Annotated in this window: 19 protein-coding genes and 1 pseudogene; 10 read left to right on the top strand and 10 right to left on the bottom strand. The window is 68.5% G+C overall.

Annotated elements, in window-relative coordinates; all coding sequences use genetic code 11:
• The 3 genes from AC1DHX_RS17685 to AC1DHX_RS17695 all read left to right on the top strand — a co-directional run.
• Nucleotides 1–1,285: molybdopterin-dependent oxidoreductase (locus AC1DHX_RS17685; RefSeq protein WP_476900302.1), on the top strand; the 1,285-nt coding region annotated here is incomplete at its 5' end.
• Nucleotides 1,286–1,321: 36 nt separating this feature from the next.
• Nucleotides 1,322–2,338, top strand: coding sequence for an asparaginase (locus AC1DHX_RS17690; RefSeq protein WP_079555582.1), 1,017 nt, complete (start codon nt 1,322–1,324; stop codon nt 2,336–2,338).
• A 13-nt stretch (nt 2,339–2,351) separates the two neighbouring features.
• Nucleotides 2,352–2,771 carry a sterol carrier family protein gene (locus tag AC1DHX_RS17695; protein ID WP_230009166.1) on the top strand — a complete coding sequence of 140 codons (420 nt, stop codon included), beginning with the start codon at nt 2,352–2,354 and terminating at the stop codon, nt 2,769–2,771.
• 70 nt (nt 2,772–2,841) lie between these two features.
• Here AC1DHX_RS17695 and AC1DHX_RS17700 read toward each other — a convergent pair whose 3' ends face one another.
• From AC1DHX_RS17700 to AC1DHX_RS17715, 4 genes are all read right to left on the bottom strand, one after another.
• The gene (locus AC1DHX_RS17700) at nt 2,842–3,603 is read right to left on the bottom strand and encodes an SDR family oxidoreductase (RefSeq protein ID WP_476850259.1); all 762 of its coding nucleotides are present in this window, start codon (nt 3,601–3,603) and stop codon (nt 2,842–2,844) included.
• Nucleotides 3,604–3,778: 175 nt separating this feature from the next.
• Nucleotides 3,779–4,096, bottom strand: a complete 318-nt coding sequence (locus AC1DHX_RS17705; protein WP_476850260.1) for a hypothetical protein — start codon at nt 4,094–4,096, stop codon at nt 3,779–3,781.
• A gap of 62 nt (nt 4,097–4,158) precedes the next feature.
• Nucleotides 4,159–4,464, bottom strand: a complete 306-nt coding sequence (locus AC1DHX_RS17710) for a hypothetical protein (RefSeq protein ID WP_223913587.1) — start codon at nt 4,462–4,464, stop codon at nt 4,159–4,161.
• A 154-nt stretch (nt 4,465–4,618) separates the two neighbouring features.
• The gene (locus AC1DHX_RS17715) at nt 4,619–6,406 is read right to left on the bottom strand and encodes a glycoside hydrolase family 15 protein (RefSeq protein ID WP_476850261.1); all 1,788 of its coding nucleotides are present in this window, start codon (nt 6,404–6,406) and stop codon (nt 4,619–4,621) included.
• A gap of 89 nt (nt 6,407–6,495) precedes the next feature.
• Here AC1DHX_RS17715 and AC1DHX_RS17720 point away from each other — a divergent pair, with 89 nt between their 5' ends.
• The gene (locus AC1DHX_RS17720) at nt 6,496–7,236 is read left to right on the top strand and encodes a DUF72 domain-containing protein (RefSeq protein WP_476900303.1); all 741 of its coding nucleotides are present in this window, start codon (nt 6,496–6,498) and stop codon (nt 7,234–7,236) included.
• A gap of 90 nt (nt 7,237–7,326) precedes the next feature.
• Nucleotides 7,327–8,394 carry an App1 family protein gene (locus AC1DHX_RS17725; protein WP_230010202.1) on the top strand — a complete coding sequence of 356 codons (1,068 nt, stop codon included), beginning with the start codon at nt 7,327–7,329 and terminating at the stop codon, nt 8,392–8,394.
• 21 nt (nt 8,395–8,415) lie between these two features.
• Here the strand turns inward: AC1DHX_RS17725 and AC1DHX_RS17730 are convergent, their stop codons facing one another.
• A complete protein-coding gene (locus AC1DHX_RS17730; protein WP_476855503.1) occupies nt 8,416–9,954 on the bottom strand; it encodes a GH1 family beta-glucosidase in 1,539 nt (512 codons plus the stop codon).
• Between the two features lie 123 nt (nt 9,955–10,077).
• Here AC1DHX_RS17730 and AC1DHX_RS17735 point away from each other — a divergent pair, with 123 nt between their 5' ends.
• Nucleotides 10,078–10,626 carry a TspO/MBR family protein gene (locus AC1DHX_RS17735; protein WP_230007698.1) on the top strand — a complete coding sequence of 183 codons (549 nt, stop codon included), beginning with the start codon at nt 10,078–10,080 and terminating at the stop codon, nt 10,624–10,626.
• Between the two features lie 26 nt (nt 10,627–10,652).
• Here the strand turns inward: AC1DHX_RS17735 and AC1DHX_RS17740 are convergent, their stop codons facing one another.
• The 3 genes from AC1DHX_RS17740 to AC1DHX_RS17750 form a co-directional block, all read right to left on the bottom strand.
• The gene (locus AC1DHX_RS17740) at nt 10,653–11,042 is read right to left on the bottom strand and encodes a hypothetical protein (protein ID WP_230007693.1); all 390 of its coding nucleotides are present in this window, start codon (nt 11,040–11,042) and stop codon (nt 10,653–10,655) included.
• 93 nt (nt 11,043–11,135) lie between these two features.
• Nucleotides 11,136–11,501 carry a J domain-containing protein gene (locus AC1DHX_RS17745; RefSeq protein ID WP_476859227.1) on the bottom strand — a complete coding sequence of 122 codons (366 nt, stop codon included), beginning with the start codon at nt 11,499–11,501 and terminating at the stop codon, nt 11,136–11,138.
• A gap of 65 nt (nt 11,502–11,566) precedes the next feature.
• Entirely contained in the window at nt 11,567–11,995 is a 429-nt protein-coding gene (locus AC1DHX_RS17750) for an Hsp20/alpha crystallin family protein (protein WP_290370254.1), read from the bottom strand.
• A gap of 136 nt (nt 11,996–12,131) precedes the next feature.
• Here AC1DHX_RS17750 and AC1DHX_RS17755 point away from each other — a divergent pair, with 136 nt between their 5' ends.
• The gene (locus tag AC1DHX_RS17755) at nt 12,132–12,419 is read left to right on the top strand and encodes a MerR family transcriptional regulator (RefSeq protein ID WP_476859226.1); all 288 of its coding nucleotides are present in this window, start codon (nt 12,132–12,134) and stop codon (nt 12,417–12,419) included.
• 6 nt (nt 12,420–12,425) lie between these two features.
• On the opposite strand, the gene AC1DHX_RS17760 is transcribed toward AC1DHX_RS17755, so the two are convergent.
• Complete coding sequence (locus AC1DHX_RS17760) at nt 12,426–13,208, bottom strand: phosphatase PAP2 family protein (protein WP_230007696.1); 783 nt, start codon at nt 13,206–13,208, stop codon at nt 12,426–12,428.
• Nucleotides 13,209–13,442: 234 nt separating this feature from the next.
• Here AC1DHX_RS17760 and AC1DHX_RS17765 point away from each other — a divergent pair, with 234 nt between their 5' ends.
• From AC1DHX_RS17765 to AC1DHX_RS17775, 3 genes are all read left to right on the top strand, one after another.
• Entirely contained in the window at nt 13,443–15,101 is a 1,659-nt protein-coding gene (locus AC1DHX_RS17765; protein WP_476859225.1) for a purine-cytosine permease family protein, read from the top strand.
• Entirely contained in the window at nt 15,098–16,402 is a 1,305-nt protein-coding gene (locus AC1DHX_RS17770) for a cyclase family protein (protein WP_476900304.1), read from the top strand. Before AC1DHX_RS17765 ends, AC1DHX_RS17770 begins: the two co-directional genes overlap by 4 nt.
• A 64-nt stretch (nt 16,403–16,466) precedes the next feature.
• Nucleotides 16,467–16,676: a hypothetical protein gene (locus AC1DHX_RS17775; RefSeq protein WP_028276129.1), complete on the top strand. Its 210-nt coding sequence runs from the start codon at nt 16,467–16,469 to the stop codon at nt 16,674–16,676.
• 139 nt (nt 16,677–16,815) lie between these two features.
• Here the strand turns inward: AC1DHX_RS17775 and AC1DHX_RS17780 are convergent.
• Nucleotides 16,816–16,953, bottom strand: a pseudogene (locus tag AC1DHX_RS17780) (bifunctional D-altronate/D-mannonate dehydratase); the annotation flags it as partial.

A 16,953-nucleotide genomic window follows, 5' to 3' on the forward strand; every position in this document is an offset into this window, starting at 1 on the left:
GGCCCTGGGTGTGGCCGGGGTGGTGCTGATGGGCGCCGTGATCGTCGGCAGCGTGGTGACGCGGGCCAGCGTCAAGCCGATCGATGCCATTCCCTCCCTGATCGGCACCGTCGCCGGGTTGGTGGTGCTGCGGCTTCTGATCACCCGGCTGTGGCGGATGCAGGAATGGCCGGACCGGGCCGCCGACGTCGCCGCGAAGGAACCCGAGCGCCCGGCGACCACTCGGCGCGGGTTCTTCGCCGCCGCCGGCATCACCGCGGCCGCCTCGGCTGTTGCCGCCACCGGCGGACGCCTGCTGAGCGCGGCCCGAAGCAACGTGGCCGCGGCCCGCGAGTCGCTGCAGCTGCCCGCGCCCGCCAAGGCCGCCGCCGCGGTCCCGGCCGGGGTCCAGTCCAAGGCGCCCGGCGTCACGCCGTGGCTGACCCCGAACAAGGACTTCTACCGGATCGACACGGCGCTGAGCGTGCCGGAGATCAACGTCCAGGACTGGGAACTGCGCATCCACGGCCTCGTGGAACAGGAGGTCCGGCTCACCTTCCAGGACCTGCTCGACGCCCAGCTCATCGAATCACATGTGTCCCTGACCTGCGTGTCCAACCCGGTCGGCGGCAATCTGGCCGGCAACGCCAAGTGGCTGGGCATGCCCATCCGCGACGCCCTGAAGCTGGCCCGCCCCACACAGGGCGCGGACATGGTGCTTTCCACCTCGGCTGACGGCTTCAGCGCCTCGACGCCCCTGGAGGTCCTCCAGGACGACCGCGACGCGATGCTGGCGATCGGCATGAACGGCGAGGCGCTCCCGCTCGAGCACGGCTACCCGGTGCGGATGGTGGTTCCCGGCCTGTACGGCTTCGTCTCCGCCACCAAGTGGGTGGTGGACCTGGAGGTGACCCGGTTCGCGGACAGCAAGGCGTACTGGACCCAGCGGGGCTGGTCCGAACGCGGCCCGATCAAGACCATGGCGCGGGTCGAGGTGCCCAAGTCCTTCGCCAAGGTCCCCGCCGGAAAGATCGCCATCGGCGGCACCGCGTGGGCCCAGACCCGCGGGATCACCAAGGTCGAGGTGCAGATCGACAGCGGGCCCTGGACCGAGGCGGTACTTTCCGACGAGGCCTCCCTCATCACGTGGCGGCAGTGGTCCCTGGACTGGGATGCCACGCCGGGCCCGCACTACATCAAGGTGCGCGCCACGGACGGCAAGGGCGAGGTCCAGACGGACAAGCGGGCGGATCCGGTTCCGGACGGCGCCTCCGGCTGGCAGTCGGTGATGGTGACCGTGGAATAACCGGGGTATCAGCACCGGGCACCATAGACTTGCAGCATGGCTTTGAACCCGCATGCAACATTCACAGTCGACTCCGCCGTCGAACTGGCAGTCATCGAACGCAGCGGCTTCGTGGAGTCCCGCCACATCGGCTCGGCCGTAGTGCTGGCCGCGGACGGGACGGTAGTGATCGAGCTCGGCGATGTGAACGCCCCGATCTTTGCCCGGTCCACGCTCAAACCGTTGCAGGCCCTGGCCTCGATGCAGTCCGGCGTACCCCTGCGGGGCGCCCAGGTGGCCATCGCGTGCGGCAGCCACGTCGGATCCCTGGATCACATGGACGTGGTCGAGGGCATGCTCAAGGCGGCCGGGGCCAAGGAAGACCAGCTGCAGTGCCCGGCCGACTGGCCCCAGGATGAGACCGCCCGGAACTGGCTCGTCCAGACCGAGCGGGGCAAGTCCCGGCTGGCCTTCAACTGTTCGGGCAAACACGCCGCGTTCCTTTGGGCGTGCACGGAGAACGGCTGGGACAAGAACAGCTACCTCGAACCCAACCACCCGCTGCAGCAGCGCATCCGCTCCGTGATCGAGGAGTACTGCGGCGAACGCATCACCCACCTGGGCATCGACGGCTGCGGCGCGCCGGTTGCCGCCGTCTCCCTGATCGGCCTGGCCCGGGCCTACTCGAAGCTGGCCAAGGCCCCGGGCGACAAGAACTCGAACGCGCGGGCAGCCACCATTGCCACGTCCATGCTGGACTACCCGTGGGCCGTCCAGGGGCGAGGGCAGGCCAACACGATCGTCATGGACGAACTCGGCATCCTGGCCAAGATCGGCGCCGAGGGCGTCCTGGTCATGGCCACCCGCCAGGGCGTCTCGGTTGCCATCAAGATGCTCGACGGCAACATCCGGGCCACCACACTGGTCGGGCTGACGCTCCTCGCGGCCTCCGGCGCCGTCGAAATCCCTGAAGTGTCCAGCGTCCTGGACAAGGTGGTGGACCCGGTACTGGGCGGGGGACGCCCGGTAGGCAAGATCCGGCTCGGGCGGGCCGTCGCGGCACTGCTGGACTAGGAGACTCGGGAAAGTGGCTGTATCGCGCCGTCGAATCGCCATGGACGAGGGCCGCGCGGCACTCGCCGCGTGGCAGGAAGCCACCGCGACCGCACCGGGCCCGAACGTGCCGGCCGCCGGGGTCCCGGGCTCTGGAGGACCCGGCGCCGTCCCGCGCACCACGATCGCGACGGCGGTGCGATACTGCCTGGAAGAAGTCACCGCGCGGGCGCCCGGGAACTCCGTGGAGGTGCGCGTCCCGCCGTTCGGCGTCACCCAGTGTGTGGAGGGCCCGCGGCACACGCGCGGCACCCCGCCAAACGTCATCGAGTGCGACGCCGACACCTGGCTGGCGATGGTCAGCGGACGATTGAGCTGGGCCGACGCCGTCGCCGCCGGCCGTGTTGCCGCCTCGGGACTGCGCGCGGACCTGTCCGCCCTCCTGCCTCTCTAGGTCACCCGGCGGCGTCCCTCAGGACCCACCAGCCGGGGCCCGCGCCCGCAGTCGTGCCCCCAGCCGCGCCTCAGCCGCGCCCGATGAACGGCATGCCCGCAGCTGTCACCACGAGGGATCCCACGTTGGCCGACGCCGGCATCCCGGCCATCAGCAGCACGGCCCGGGCGGCGTCCTGCACCGCAAAGGTCGGCTCGGCCCGCAGGCTGCCGTCTGCCTGGGCGGTCCCGGAACCGACGCCGATCTCCTCCATGAGTTCCGTCGCCGCGTTGCCGATATCGATTTGTCCGCAGCTGATGCCGAAGCCCCGGCCGTCCAGGTCAATGCTTTTAGTCAGCCCGGTGATGGCGTGCTTGGTCACCGTGTAGGCCACCGTCCGCGGCCGGGGCGAATGCGCCGCGACCGAACCGTTGTTGATGATCCGTCCGCCCTGGGGCGACTGGGCCTTCATGGCCCGGACGGCGGCACCGGCGCAAAGGAGGGACCCCGTGAGGTTCACGGCGACGGTCGCGTCCCAGTCCTCCACGGTGATCTCGTCCACCGCGGCGGCGGGGCCGAACACGCCGGCGTTGTTGAAGAGCACGTCCACGCGCTCCCACTGCCCCAGCGCGGCGGCGAAAAGCCGTTCGACGTCGGCGGGGACGGTGACATCGCACGGGACCGCGAGCGCCTGGCGGTGGCCGGCCGCGGTCTCTCGGAGCGGTTCTTCCCGCCGCCCCGCCAGGACCACCCGGTAGCCCTCGGCCAGCATGAGCCTGGCCACTGCGCGGCCGATGCCGGAACCGGCTCCGGTGACAACGGCGACCCTTCCGGGGGTGTGGTGCTGGCTCATGAGGTCCTCCTCGACGGTTAGGCGCTGCCCGGCCAGCGTACCGCCGAGACGGCACATCACGGCAGTGTTTCGCGTCCGGAACGCCGCGAGCTGTCTCCTCGGGGGCGTCGGCTGGCGGCTGGCGGCTGGCGGCGCTTCAGCCCGGCCGCGGGGCGGACGGCCGAGCGGCAGCCGCCTAGCGGGAGTCGTCGCCGCGGTCCCGGGCCTGCCGGCCCGTGCGGTAGCCGGACCAGAACGCCAGCAGGAGCAACCCGATGCTGATCAGCGCGACCCCTGCCCAGATCCACGGGCCCATGACCATGAGCCCCTGCAGCACAACGGGCCCCGTGGCCACCGGAGCATACGCTACCCAGCCAAAGTCCTCCTGCGTCACCGGCTGGGCAAGAAGGGCCAGCCCGGCGAGCAGCATGGCCGCGGCAGTGAGCGGCACCGCCACACGGCCCAGCAGATTCTTCCGGGCACGGCCGGTGTTCCGATTCCCCCGCGGCTTCATGGCCATACTGTAACCGTTCGGCGCGGCGAACCGGCTGGGAAACGGCCTACTCGATTATCAGGTCAGGTACGGGCCTGCGCCCTCTTGCCCGCCAGCGAGCCCCCCAAGGTGGAGTTTGAGCGCCCGGCACCGCCGCGCCGCCCCCTGATCACCCGGGCGGACGATCCGGGCACGGCGGCCCGGCCATCGGCGCTGCGGTCCCTGATCAGGCCGGTTCCGGCGATTTCCCTTGCCTGGGCGACGCCGGCAACGGCGGCTTTCTTGGTGGGAAACGTCACTGAGACTGCCATCAGTTGCCCTGCCCCGTCCATCATCCGAATGCGGTAGCCGCCCTCGGGCGCGTCCACGAGCTCAAAATATCCCGCCATTTGCAACACTCCTAGTTCCCTCGTATCCCCCGCCGGGATATTAGTAAGTGTACTTATTTTACGGTGCGGGGAAAGTGCTGAAGGTCCCGCCCTTCGTCCGCCGGCGGTCGCCGCGGCGGGGCCGCGGGGGCCACTGCGGTCGCCGCGGCGGGGATCACGGAAGCGGGGTGTCGCTGCGGCGGACGCCGTCTTCATGCAGTTCCAGCGCGCTCATGACGAGGGCGAAGTGGCTAAAGGCCTGCGGCGTGTTGCCCAGCTGCCGGCCGGTCTCGACGCCCCACTCCTCGCTGAGGAGCCCGACGTCGTTGCGCAGCGCCAGCAGGCGCTCGAACAGCTCCCGGGCCTCATGGCGCCGGCCAGCCCCGATCAGGGCCTCGACCAGCCAGAAGGAGCATGCCAGGAACACCCCCTCCTCGCCGGGCAGCCCGTCATCGCTCTGTGCCGGCAGGTAGCGTCGCAGGAAGCCGTCGTGCGTCAACTCGCGCTGGACCGCATCGATGGTTCCGATGATGCGCGGATCATCCGGCGGGAGGAACCCCACCCGGGGCAGCAGCAGGAGGCTCGCATCCAGCTCCGGCCGCCCGTAGGACTGCACGAATGTGTTGCGGTCGGCGTCGAACCCGTTGGCCATGACCTCGGCGTGGATGGCGTCACGCAGCTCCTCCCAACGGTCCGCCGGGCCGGTCAGGCCGAAGTCCCGGACGCCCTTGACCATGCGGTCCGCCGCTACCCAGGCCATCACCTTGGAGTGCGTGAAATGGCGTTGCGGGCCGCGCATTTCCCACAGCCCGTTGTCCGGCTGGCGCCAGGCCGTCTCCAGATGTTCCATGAGGGCCACCTGGACGTCCCAGGCGTCGTCGGTGTGCTTGAGCAGGGAGTTCCGGGTCAGGGACAGGCAATCGAGGACCTCGCCCCAGACGTCGAGCTGCAGCTGGCCGGCCGCACCGTTACCGGTCCGCACCGGAGCGGAGTTTTCGTAGCCCTTCAGCCACGGCAGTTCGAGCTCCGGCATCCGGCGTTCGCCGTGGAGCCCGTACATGATCTGCAGATCCGCCGGGTCCCCGGCGATGGCGCGGAGCAGCCAGTCGCGCCACGCGCCGGCCTCCTCCGTGTAGCCCGCGGCGAGCAGCGCCTGCAGCGTGAGCGTGGCGTCGCGGAGCCAGCAGAAGCGGTAGTCCCAGTTCCGGGTACCGCCGATCTCCTCCGGCAGGGACGTCGTGACGGCGGCCACGATCCCGCCGGTCGGGGCAAACGTCAGGGCCTTGAGCGTGATCAGCGAGCGCTGGACGGCGTCGCGGTAGCGCCCGGTGACCGTGCACTTCGCCGACCATCGAAGCCAGAACTCCTCGGTCGACGCCAGGACCGTTTCCGGGTTCACCGACCGCGGCCGGCCGAGGTGGCTGGGGCTCCAGGTCAGCACGAAGGGCACACGCTCCCCGGCCTTGACCGTGAAGTCGCTGACGGTATGCATCCGCTCACCGCGCAGGGGCGCCTCGGTCACCAGGTAGGCGGCATCAGGCCCGGCGACGGCGTGGATCCCGAGCTCGTCGTGGCGGACCCACGGCACAATATGGCCGTAGTCGAACCGGAGCGCCAGTTCGCCGCGCATCCGCACCGTGCCGCGGACACCGACCACGATCCGCACGATATCCGCCACCTCGTCGCGGGGCGGCATGAAGTCAATGATCCTGACCTTGCCCTCGGGCAAATCCCACTCGGTTTCCAGGATCAGCGTGCCCTTGCGGTAGCGGCGGCGCGTGCATTCCCCGCCGCCCGCCGGCGCCAGGAGCCACCGGCCGGCCGCGGGGGAATCGAGGAGGGCGCTGAAGCAGGCCGGCGAGTCGAAGCGCGGCAGGCACAGCCAGTCGATGGAGCCTTCGGTGCTGATCAGGGCAGCGGTGTGCAGATCGCCGACCATTGCGTAATCCTCGATGCGTACCATGACACTTACAGTGCCACACCGCCGTCGCCCCCGGCACGGTAGAGGGAGCACGGTGGAGGGAGCATGGCGTCGGCGGAAGGGGAAGGGGCATGGCAGGGCACGTGGCCGCTGTGCGGATCRGCACATCCGGCTGGAGCTATGACCACTGGGACGGGGTCCTCTATCCGCCGGGCCTGCCAGCCCGGGACAGGCTGGCATATTACGCGGCCCGCTTCGACACCGTGGAATTGAATGCCAGCTTCTACCGCTGGCCGAAAGAGGGCTCGTTCGCCAGCTGGCGCCGCCGCCTGCCCGACGGTTTCGCCCTGTCCGTCAAGGCGCCCCGCGGCCTGACGCACGCCAAGAAGCTTTACGCCCCCGAGGTCTGGGCGGACCGGATCACCCGGTGCTGGCACGAACTCGGCGACAAGCGGGCCGTGCTGCTCGTCCAGCTACCCCCGGGCTTGGCGCGCGACGACGCCCGGCTGGACTACTTCCTGGCGGCTCTGCCCGGCTGGATCCGCGTCTGTGTGGAGTTCCGCCACCCCAGCTGGGACGACGACGCCGTGTACGCCCTGCTGGAACGTCACGGCGCGGCCTACTGCATCATGAGCGGCGCCGGGCTCCCGTGCGTCCTGCGCGCCACCGCGGCGTTCGTCTATATCCGGCTGCACGGCCCCGACCACGACGTCCTGTACGGCGGATCCTATTCCGATGACGACCTGCGCTGGTGGGCGGACCGGATCCGCGAGTGGCAGGCCGGCGGGAAAGACGTCCACGCGTACTTCAACAACGACGGCGGCGGCAACGCCGTCCGCAACGCCGCCACACTGCGCGGGCTGCTGGGTTAGCCGCCACGCTGGTAATCCGGCGTGGCGGGGGCCCGCGTCCGGGGACCCCGCCGGCACAGCCGGAGCCCGGCACTGTGGGAGAGTGGAGGCATGGAATTGGCCTCGCAACCAGCGCAGCAGCTGCCCGTGTCCGGCAACAGGGCCTTCCGGCTCGCCCACTGGGTGTCGGACACCGTCAACGGGTTCCGGCTCAAGACGGCCCGGCGCTGGAAGTTCAGCCCGCAGACAGTCGCCTATCAGGGCTACGGCTCGACCGAGTGGGTCAGGGTACTGGGCCGCGTGGTCCTCACCAGCCGGCCGGTGCCCGGCGGCAAGGCGGAGCGGCTGGCCCTGAACGGCAACCAGAACTTCCGCGGCTGGCGGGCGTTCACGAGCGTCCCGGTCCAGTTCACCGAGGTGGAGATCCAGATCGGCGGCGTCACCACCCGCGTGCATGCGGACCGCGGCGGCCTGGTGGACACCCTGGTTCACGTGGCGTTGACCCCGGGCTGGCATACGGCCGTGCTGCGCGCCGAGGGAACGGAACCGGTCGAGGCCAGGATTTTCGTGATCTCGCCGGACACCAGGCTCGGCATCGTCTCGGACATTGACGACACCATCATGGTCACCGCCCTCCCCCGGCCCTTCCTGGCGCTGTGGAACACCTTCGTCCTGAACGAACGGGCCCGGATGGCGACACCCGGCATGGCCGTCCTGCTGGATCGGCTCAAGGTGGAGCACCCGGAGGCGCCGGTGATCTATCTGTCCACCGGACCGTGGAACGCAGCTCCCACCCTGGCCCGTTTCATCGCCCGGAACCTCTATCCCTCGGGCGCGCTGCTGCTCACGGACTGGGGGCTGACGCACGACCGCTGGTTCCGCAGCGGCCAGGAACACAAACGGCGGAACCTTGAGCTGCTGGCCCAGGAGTTCCCGAACATGCGCTGGCTGCTGTTCGGCGACAACGGCCAGCACGATGAAGAGATTTACTCCGGCTTCGCGCAGAAGCACCCGGACCAGGTGGCCGCGATCGGCATCCGGCAGCTCTCGGCCAGTGAGGCCGTCTTCGCCGGCGGCCACTCCGACACCGGAGACCACTCGGAGTCCTCCGTCCCGTGGTTCTATTCGCCCGACGGCGCGGGGCTCGCCAAGGGCCTGCAGGACTTGGATCTGCTCTAGGTTGACCCGGCTTGAGGGGCGTCAGCTCGCCGGGTGCGGCTCTCCGACGTCGGCGGTTTCGTCCTGCCCGCCGGCGCCGCCGGGCTGCGCTGCGCTGCCGGGCTCTCCGGCGGACGCCGAGCTTCGGGCCGCAATGACCTCCTGGAGCCAGTAGTAGGAGGCCTTCGGCGTGCGGACCTGGGTATCGAAATCGACGTGCACCAGACCGAACGGCTGCTTGTAGCCGGCGGACCACTCGAAGTTGTCCATGAAGGACCACACATAGTAGCCGCGAAGGTCGACGGCCTCGGCGGCGCCGCCGGGACGTGTCGCTTCCAGGGCCGTGCCGATGTGGTCTGCAAGGTAACGCAGGCGCCGTTCGTCCGGGATTATCCGTTGGTTCGCCCCGACAGGCTGGACCACGACGTCCTCGAAACTGGCCCCGCCCTCGGTGATGAAGACCGGGGGCAGATCCGGGTAGCGGTCGGCCATCTCGGCCAGGGCGACGGACATGTATTGGGGCTTGACCGGCCAGCCGTAGGCCGTGGTCTCGGTGTCTGGGAACTGCGCGATGTGGAAGGGCGCACCGGGTGTCCCACTGAGGTCGTCCCCCATGGCCTCGGCCATGCCGGGCGGCACGGCCCCCTCACCCGGACCCGCCCCGACAAGGGTGGGCATGTAGTAGTTCAGGCCGTAGAAATCCAGGGGCTGGGAAATCAGCTCCATGTCTTCGCTGGACGGGCTGAAGGACGACGAAAAGAAGGTGGCGGCCCGGATGACATCCGGGTATTTGCCGAGCAGCACCGGATCGGCGTAGAGCCGGTTCTGCGCCACATCCATGAGTCCGGCACTGACCTTGTCCAGCGGGTTCGCGGTGGCCGGGACCATCGGTGAGTAAACGTTGGTGATGCCGATGTCGCCCGGCACCTTGGCGGCGCGCAGCGCCTGGAGCGCCAGGCCGTGGCCCAGCAGTTGGTGGTGCACGCTGGGGAGGGCCTTGAGCATGAGGGCCTCCCCGGGCGCGTGCATGCCCAGGGCGTAGCCGTTGGTGGTGACTGTGGCGGGCTCGTTGACAGTCACCCAGCGCCTCACGCGGTCCCCGAAGGCAGCCGCGGCGATGGCGGCGAAGTCCCCCAGCCGGTAGGCCGTGTCACGGTTCATCCAGCCGCCGGCCTCATCCAGGGGCAATGGGGTGTCCCAGTGGTAGAGCGTGGCCATGGGGGAAATGCCGTTGGCGAGCAACAGGTCGATCAGCCGGTCGTAGAAGTCCAGCCCGGCAGGGTTCGCGGGCCCGCTCCCGCCGGGCTGGATCCTGGACCAGGACAGCGAAAACCGGTACGAGTCGATCCCCAGCTCCTTCATCAGAGCCACGTCCTCGGGCATCCGGTGGTAGTGGTCGCAGGAAACGGCCGGACTCTGGTCCTCCACGATCGAACCCGGCTTCGCGGCGAAGACATCCCATCCGGAAGGGCCGCGGCCGTCTTCATCGAGTGCACCCTCGATCTGGAAGGCGGAGGTCGCTACACCCAGGGTGAAGCCGGGCGGAAGAAGGGAAGCCAGATCCTTGGCGGAAGCGTTCATCGACGGGGACCTCTATGTAGTTTCGGTGGTTGGTTGACTGATTTTAGGCTCCCCCGGGAGTGAGCGCCACGACCCTGGCCGTTTGACGGACGCGATGCCAACGGCCACTGTTGATCGGTGCACGTGAAAATTGAACAAGGCGTCAACCGCCGGCCGCCATCGGCGCCGCCCAGCCCCGGCCGGCAGACGGCAGCCCTCCTTTGCTTCCTGGCGGTCTCCCATGGGGTGTCCTTCGTGGCGTCGCTGGTCATTATCGGCAACGCCGGCGGCTGGTACGCGGCGGCAGAGAAGGCTCCGTGGACTCCGCCGGGCTGGGCCTTCGGAGCGGTCTGGACGGTGCTCTACACGACAATGGCAGTGGCGGCGTGGCTCGTCTGGCGCCGGGAAACAGGACTTCGCTCCGGGCGCGGCCGGGGGGCCATGACCGTCTACGCCATCCTGCTGCTCGTCAACCTCGCCTGGGCGCCCCTGTTCTTCGGCATGTACCCCATGGCCGGCGGGGCCGCGCTCTGGCTGGCCCTGCTGCTCATCGCCGTCCATGCGGTGGCCGCCGCCGTCACGGTGGTCCGGTTCGGCCTGATCAGCCGGGCAGCGGGCCTGCTCATGCTGCCGTACCTCTCCTGGATCGTGTTCTCGCTGAGCCTGAACGCCTATGCCGCCGCCAGCAACTGATCCTGGCATCTGCTGGTCCCTGCCGTTCAGAACAGCGACGTCTCCGGCCCGAACAGGAAGACTTTGGCGTGCTCCACGGCCTTGCGGAAGGCATCGTTCCGCAGCGTCACGAGCTGCTCAGCCTCATCCAGCGAGGGTTCCAGATACTCCGTGAAGCCGGGCCTCAGCACCCAGATATCACCCGCGGGCGGCAGGTAGAACACGCCGAAGGACCGGTGTTGGCTGTCTTCATCTGTCCAGACCGGGACCACCGCCAGCGCCGCACCCGTGTCGATGTTGATCCATTGCGCACGGGGCAACGGGGCCTCATGCGCCTCCGGGTCCAGGAACGGCGCCGTTCCCTCGCCCCAGCGCGCTTCGAAGCGCTCGTGGAACACCGGCATAAGGTGCGAATCGTAGCGGCGCCATGCGCTCATGGCTGGTCTCCTCCTCAGTGGATGGGGCTGCTGGATGTAACTGCTGGGTGGGTTCCTGCCCGGGTCAGCGGCCTGGCCAAGAGAGTTTCCCCGTCACGGCCCGGGTTCCCAGCGGACGGGGAGCACGCGCACAAGGGGATCCCGACGCCGGATGATGCGCACCGGGATGTCGCGGCTGCCTTGGCCGGCATGGTCGTTCCGGTGCTGGAAGGTGTCGTCCTCGACGGCGGGACGCCAGCCGCCGGCGTCGTACTCCGCCCGGCTCCTGGCGTCCCGCAGCACGGCGAAAGCGTGCAGAATGGCGCCGACATCGGGAGGGTCGAGGTCAGACTGGCCGACGTCGGGATGGTGCCGGCGCATCAGCGCCCGGAAGGCGCGGCCAATCTCCTGCCGGCCCGCCTCCGGCGAGACGTGCAATAGCGCGTAGTAGCCTCGGGGATCAGGGTTCCTGCCGGGCATGATCGGCCTCCGTTGCATGCAGCCGGAGCCGGAGCGACGCAGCGGGCGCCGCGCCGGCCCGGGGGCTACTTCCCGATCTCCTGCATCTTGTCCTGCGAACGGGTGACTTCAATCTTCCGCGGCTTGGCCGCCTCCGCCACCGGGATGCGGAGCGTCAGGACGCCGTCGGCGTAGTTCGCCTTGACGTTCTCCGTATCCAGGGTGTCGCCGAGGATCAGCTGTCGGCTGAACACTCCACGGGGACGCTCCGAGACCATCAGTTCCACGTCGGGCTGCGCCGGATCGCGCCGTTCCGCCCGGACCGTCAGGACATTGCGCTCAATGTCGAGCCCGATCGAGTCGACATTGACCCCCGGAAGATCGAAGGCGACGACGAATACGCCGTCTTCCTGCCATGCGTCCATGGGCATGGGCGCGGGGCGTGCCACCGTCCCGAACACCTGCTGGGCAAGCCGGTCGAAGTCACGGAACGGGTCCGTCCGAATCAACATCATTTCCCACTCCTTCAGCGAGACTTGATCTGCATTCCTTCTACAACCCACCTCAAGTTTTCTGTGGTGGTGGGTATAGATTTTTTATAGCACCGGTGAAACACTGATGCAAGGGAATTTCCGGAACGGGAGGAAGACCATGGCGGACCGCGGCGCGAATTCAGGCCTGTACGCCATCTCGGTCGTGGCGCAGCTGGTGGGCACGGGGCAGCAGAATATCCGGCTCTACGAGCGCCGGGGGCTCCTCGCACCGGACCGCACCGCGGGTGGCACCCGGCAGTACAGCGACGCAGACCTTGTGGTGCTGCGGCGGATCGGCCAGCTCCTGGCAGAAGGGCTTAACCTGGCCGGCGTGGCCAAGGTGATGGAACTCGAGGCCGCCAACGCCCGGCTGCGGGCCGAACTCAAGCTGGCGCGCAGCCGCTGACGGGGCTCAGTCCTGGCTGGTGTCGGCGGTGGAGAGCGTCCCGGTGACCTGTTCGCCCGGAATCCGCGCCGTCCGCCAGGTGTCCAGCGCAATGACGCCGCCCAGGATCACGAGCGAGATCGAGAAGGCGCCCAGGGCATCGGTCATCCAGTGGTAGCCGAGGTACAGACGGCTGACGGCGGCGAAGAAGATGCCGATCCCCGCCACGATGAAGGCGATAACAGCGGACATGGGGTTCTTCCGGCGCGAAAAGACCAGGTACGTGGTCACCAGCAGGAAGTCGCACGCACCCAGGACGTGGCCGGACGGAAACGAGAACGTGGAGTCTGCGCCGAAGAGCATGAGGTCGATCGGAGGCCGGTGGCGTTCGACGATGTGGCCGATGATCTGCGCCAGAATGACGCCGGTCAGCATGGCACCGGCCAGGAGCATCGGCCGCCAGGCATGCTTGGCGATCAGGCCCCAGGCCACCGTCACGATCAGGACGATGATTGGCAGGCCGATGGGGCCGAAGATGATCGCCAGGATGATCATGATGATGGTGGTGGGTTCCGCGCGCAGGGTCAGGAGCCAGGTCCGCACGGGCTCATCCGCCGCCGAGATGCCGGCGTGCTGCAGGACTCCGGCGAGGATTACCACGAACAGCACGGCGCCCGCGATCATCAGCACGACGGCGGTCCGGTAGAGATTCCGGCGCGCCGTCACGCTCATGAAGCGCTCCTCCACGACGAACTTTTCGTGGAAGGTCCGCCACCGTCCCTGGGGTTTGCCTGCTTGAGCCTGTGCCATGTCGCTGTGCCGCCTTTGCGCCGTGTTGTGGATGGTCCCCGTTGAAGATTATCCCTGTTATTTACCGGGCGGCGGGCACATGGGCCGCCCGGGCTTCCCGCGGGAGGGTCCAAGGCCGGAGGCCGGTTGCGTAACCCGCCGGCCGGACAGGGCAGCGCCTTGCTGTGAGCCGCTTCACAGTGTAGCCTCCAACACAACTTGTGATGCTTATAAAGCAACTCTTAGGAATCAATGATGAGCTGGATGGAGAACAACATGGTCGAGGAAAAGCCTGACGGCGCCGGCGCAGGGCGGAACCGCGGCAAGGTCACCGACGTGGAGACCTACGGCATTGAGCGGATCCCCGAAAAGGACCGCAATGCCAGCGCCTTTGACTTGTTCAGGGTTTCGTTCGGCGGAGCCAACACCTTTGCCACCGCCTTCCTGGGCGCATTTCCGATCCTGTTCGGCCTGTCGTTCTGGCAGGGGCTCGCCGCGACGGTGACGGGCCTGGTTGTCGGCGCCCTCCTGCTGGCGCCCATGGCCGTCTTCGGCCCGACGAACGGAACCAACAACGCGGTGTCCTCCTCCGCCCACCTGGGCGTGCACGGCCGGGTGGTCGGATCATTCCTGTCACTGCTGACCGCGCTGGCATTTTTCTCCATCTCGGTCTGGAGCTCCGGCGATGCCCTGGTCGGCGGGCTGAACCGGCTCGTTGGCCTGCCGCAGGACATGGGCTCGTTCGCCGTCGCCTACGGCCTCTTCGGTGGACTCGTTCTGGTGGTCTGCGTCTACGGGTTCAAGTTCATGCTGCTGGTGAACAAGATTGCCGTCACCGCGGCCACCCTGCTGTTCGTTGTCGGGTTCATCGCCTTYGCGGGCGACCTCAACCTGAACTTCGAGGGTGCCTTCGGCACCGGATTCGACGGCGTCGGCGTCGCAGGGTTCATCCCGGCGTTCATCGGCGCGGCACTGATCGTCATGTCCAACCCCATCTCCTTCGGCGCGTTCCTGGGCGACTGGGCGCGCTACATCCCCACCGCCACCCCGAAGCGCAAAGTCATGGGCGCGGCGCTGCTGGCCCAGCTGGCCACCCTGATTCCGTTCGTCTTTGGCCTGGCCACGGCGTCCATCATCGCCACCAAGGCGCCGGAATTCATGGATCCGGCGGCGCCGAACTACGTCGGCGGCCTGCTGGCCGTCTCCCCGGCCTGGTACTTCATCCCGCTCTGCGCCATCGCCCTGATCGGCGGCATGTCCACCGGGGCGTCCTCGCTGTACGGGACCGGCCTTGACTTCAGCAGCGTCTTCCCAAGGTTCAACCGGGTCCAGGCCACCCTGTTCATCGGGGTCCTGGCGATCGCCTTCATCTTCGCCGGCCGCTTCGCCTTCAACCTCGTCCAGAGCATTTCCACGTTCGCCACCCTGATCGTGACCTGCACCGCGCCCTGGATGGTGGTGATGATCATCGGTTTCATCACCCGCCGCGGCTGGTACGACGCCGATGCCCTCCAGGTGTTCAACAGGCGCCAGACCGGCGGACGGTACTGGTTCAACCACGGCTGGAACCTGCGCGGCATGACGGCCTGGCTGGTCAGCGCCGCCGCCGGGTTGAGCATGGTGAACATGCCCGGCCAGTTCCAGGGCCCCCTGGGCAACCTGGCCGGCGGTGTGGACATCAGTCTGCCGGCATCGCTGGGGCTTGCAGCCGTCCTCTACCTCGGGCTGCTGTGGATCTTCCCGGAGCCGCGCGGAGTGTTCCCGGCGGCCGGGCCGCGCTGGATCCCCTCGAAGGACACCCCGGTGCCGCCGGTCATCGATGCGGCTGGAAACACCGTCGCTGCCGGACCACCGGAGGCAGCCGCGCCGGGCTTGCACGGCGACTTCGACACGGAACTGGTGGGCCAGCGGTGACGTGGTTCGATCTCAGCGTTCCGCTGCGCACCGGAATGCCTGTCTATCCCGGCGACCCGGAGGTCCGGATCGCATCGGCACTGACCGTGGAGGCCGACGGCGCCAACGTGCTCGCGCTCGGGCTGGGCTCCCATTCGGGTACCCACGCCGACGCACCCCTGCATGTGGGCGAGGGCTGGGCAGCTTTGGACGAATTGCCGCTGTCCCTTTTCGGCGGCGTCGCCGAAATCGTGGACGTCCGGGACGTGGCCCGCGGCGGCGCCATCACCGCCGCGCATTTGGCGGGGATCGCCCCGGCGGGCTCGGCCGGGGAGCCTGGGAAACCCGGGTATCGGGACAGTCCAGAGAAGATCCTCCTGCTGCACACCGGCTGCGCAGCGGCGTGGGGAACGGAGGAGTACCTCAAGCACCCATGGCTGGAGGCTGCGGCGGCACAACTGATCGTGGACCGCGGCTACCGCGCCGTAGGCCTGGATGCCCTCAGTGTGGATCCAACCTCCCCCGGCGCCACGCACGGCGACCAGCAGGGCAACCAGCACGGCGACCCGGCCGGCGGCAGCTTCCCCGCCCACGCCATCCTGGCCGGAAACGGCTGCATCATCGTGGAAAACCTCACCGGGCTGGAGCAGGTCCAGCGGGCCACAGACGCAGGATCCGACGTCGAGCTCTTCCTCTTTCCCCTTAATATCCCCGGGGCCGACGGCGCCCCGGTCCGGGCCGTGGCCCGGCCGCTGCCGGCTGCGGCGCTGCAGCCGGCAGCGCCCCGCGACCTCAGCCGCGAAGAGGTCCAGGAGGCAGCCGACCGCCTGGTTGCCGCCTTCGCCGCCACGGACACCGAGGCCTACTTTGCGGCCTTCAGCCCGGAGGCGACCTTCATCTTCCATCCGGAAGCCCGGCGCCTTGGGTCCCGCTCCGCCTACCGCACCCTTTGGGACAGCTGGCTCGCCGGTGGTTGGCGTGTGCTCGAATGCCGGAGCAGCGAGCAGGATATCCAGCTCCTCGGTGCTACCGCGGTGTTTTCGCACCGCGTGGCCACGACGGTCCGGGTTGACCGGGACGGTGGCCGCGATACGAGCGATGAACGGGAGACCATCATCTTCTCCCGCGCCTCCGACGGAGGCATTGTTTGCGTCCACGAGCATCTTTCGGCCTGCCCGCAGYGATGCCGGGTGATTAGACTCACTGGGACCACCCGGGCCTGGGTGGATCTGCAGGTCAGCCGCCCGGGCCGCGATGTGCGGGCATTTGGCGTCCGCACGGGCCACGCGCACATGCGGCGTGGTGATTTGACGGGCCAATAAATATGACGTTACTGTTCCTGAATCCATTGGGGCCGACTAGAAGTACTCCAAGAAAGACAGAGCGATGACCACCATTACCGAGCCCATTGAGATCCAGGTCGACAACCGGCGCGTGCTCGACGACCGACTCAACGACGCCGTCCGCGGGCTGCAGCAGCTCGCCATGACAACCGGAACGCACGGCATTTTGCTCACGCGGCACAAGCCGGGCCACTACACCGCGGCCCTCTCCGACCAGGTCCCCTTCGGCATGACCCGGGAACAGGTTCACTAAGCAACCAGCAAACCGGACGCTGAGAGCCGGACTCAATAGAGCCAGGTCCCGGGCGGCTGAGCATCGACTCGCCGCCCGGGACCTTTTTGGTGCTTAAGGCACTGCCGCCCGTCAGTGCCAGTTACCCCTCGTGGTCGGGTTACCAGTCATGGACGGTGCCGTCGACGAGGCGGTTGTAGGGCAGGTAGGCCTGCTGGTAGGGGAACGCGGCGGCGGCTTCTTCGTTGAATTCGACGCCGATGCCGGGCGCCTCGCCCGGGTGCAGGTAGCCGTCGAC

The organism is Arthrobacter sp. 05N33_2 (assembly GCF_056397425.1).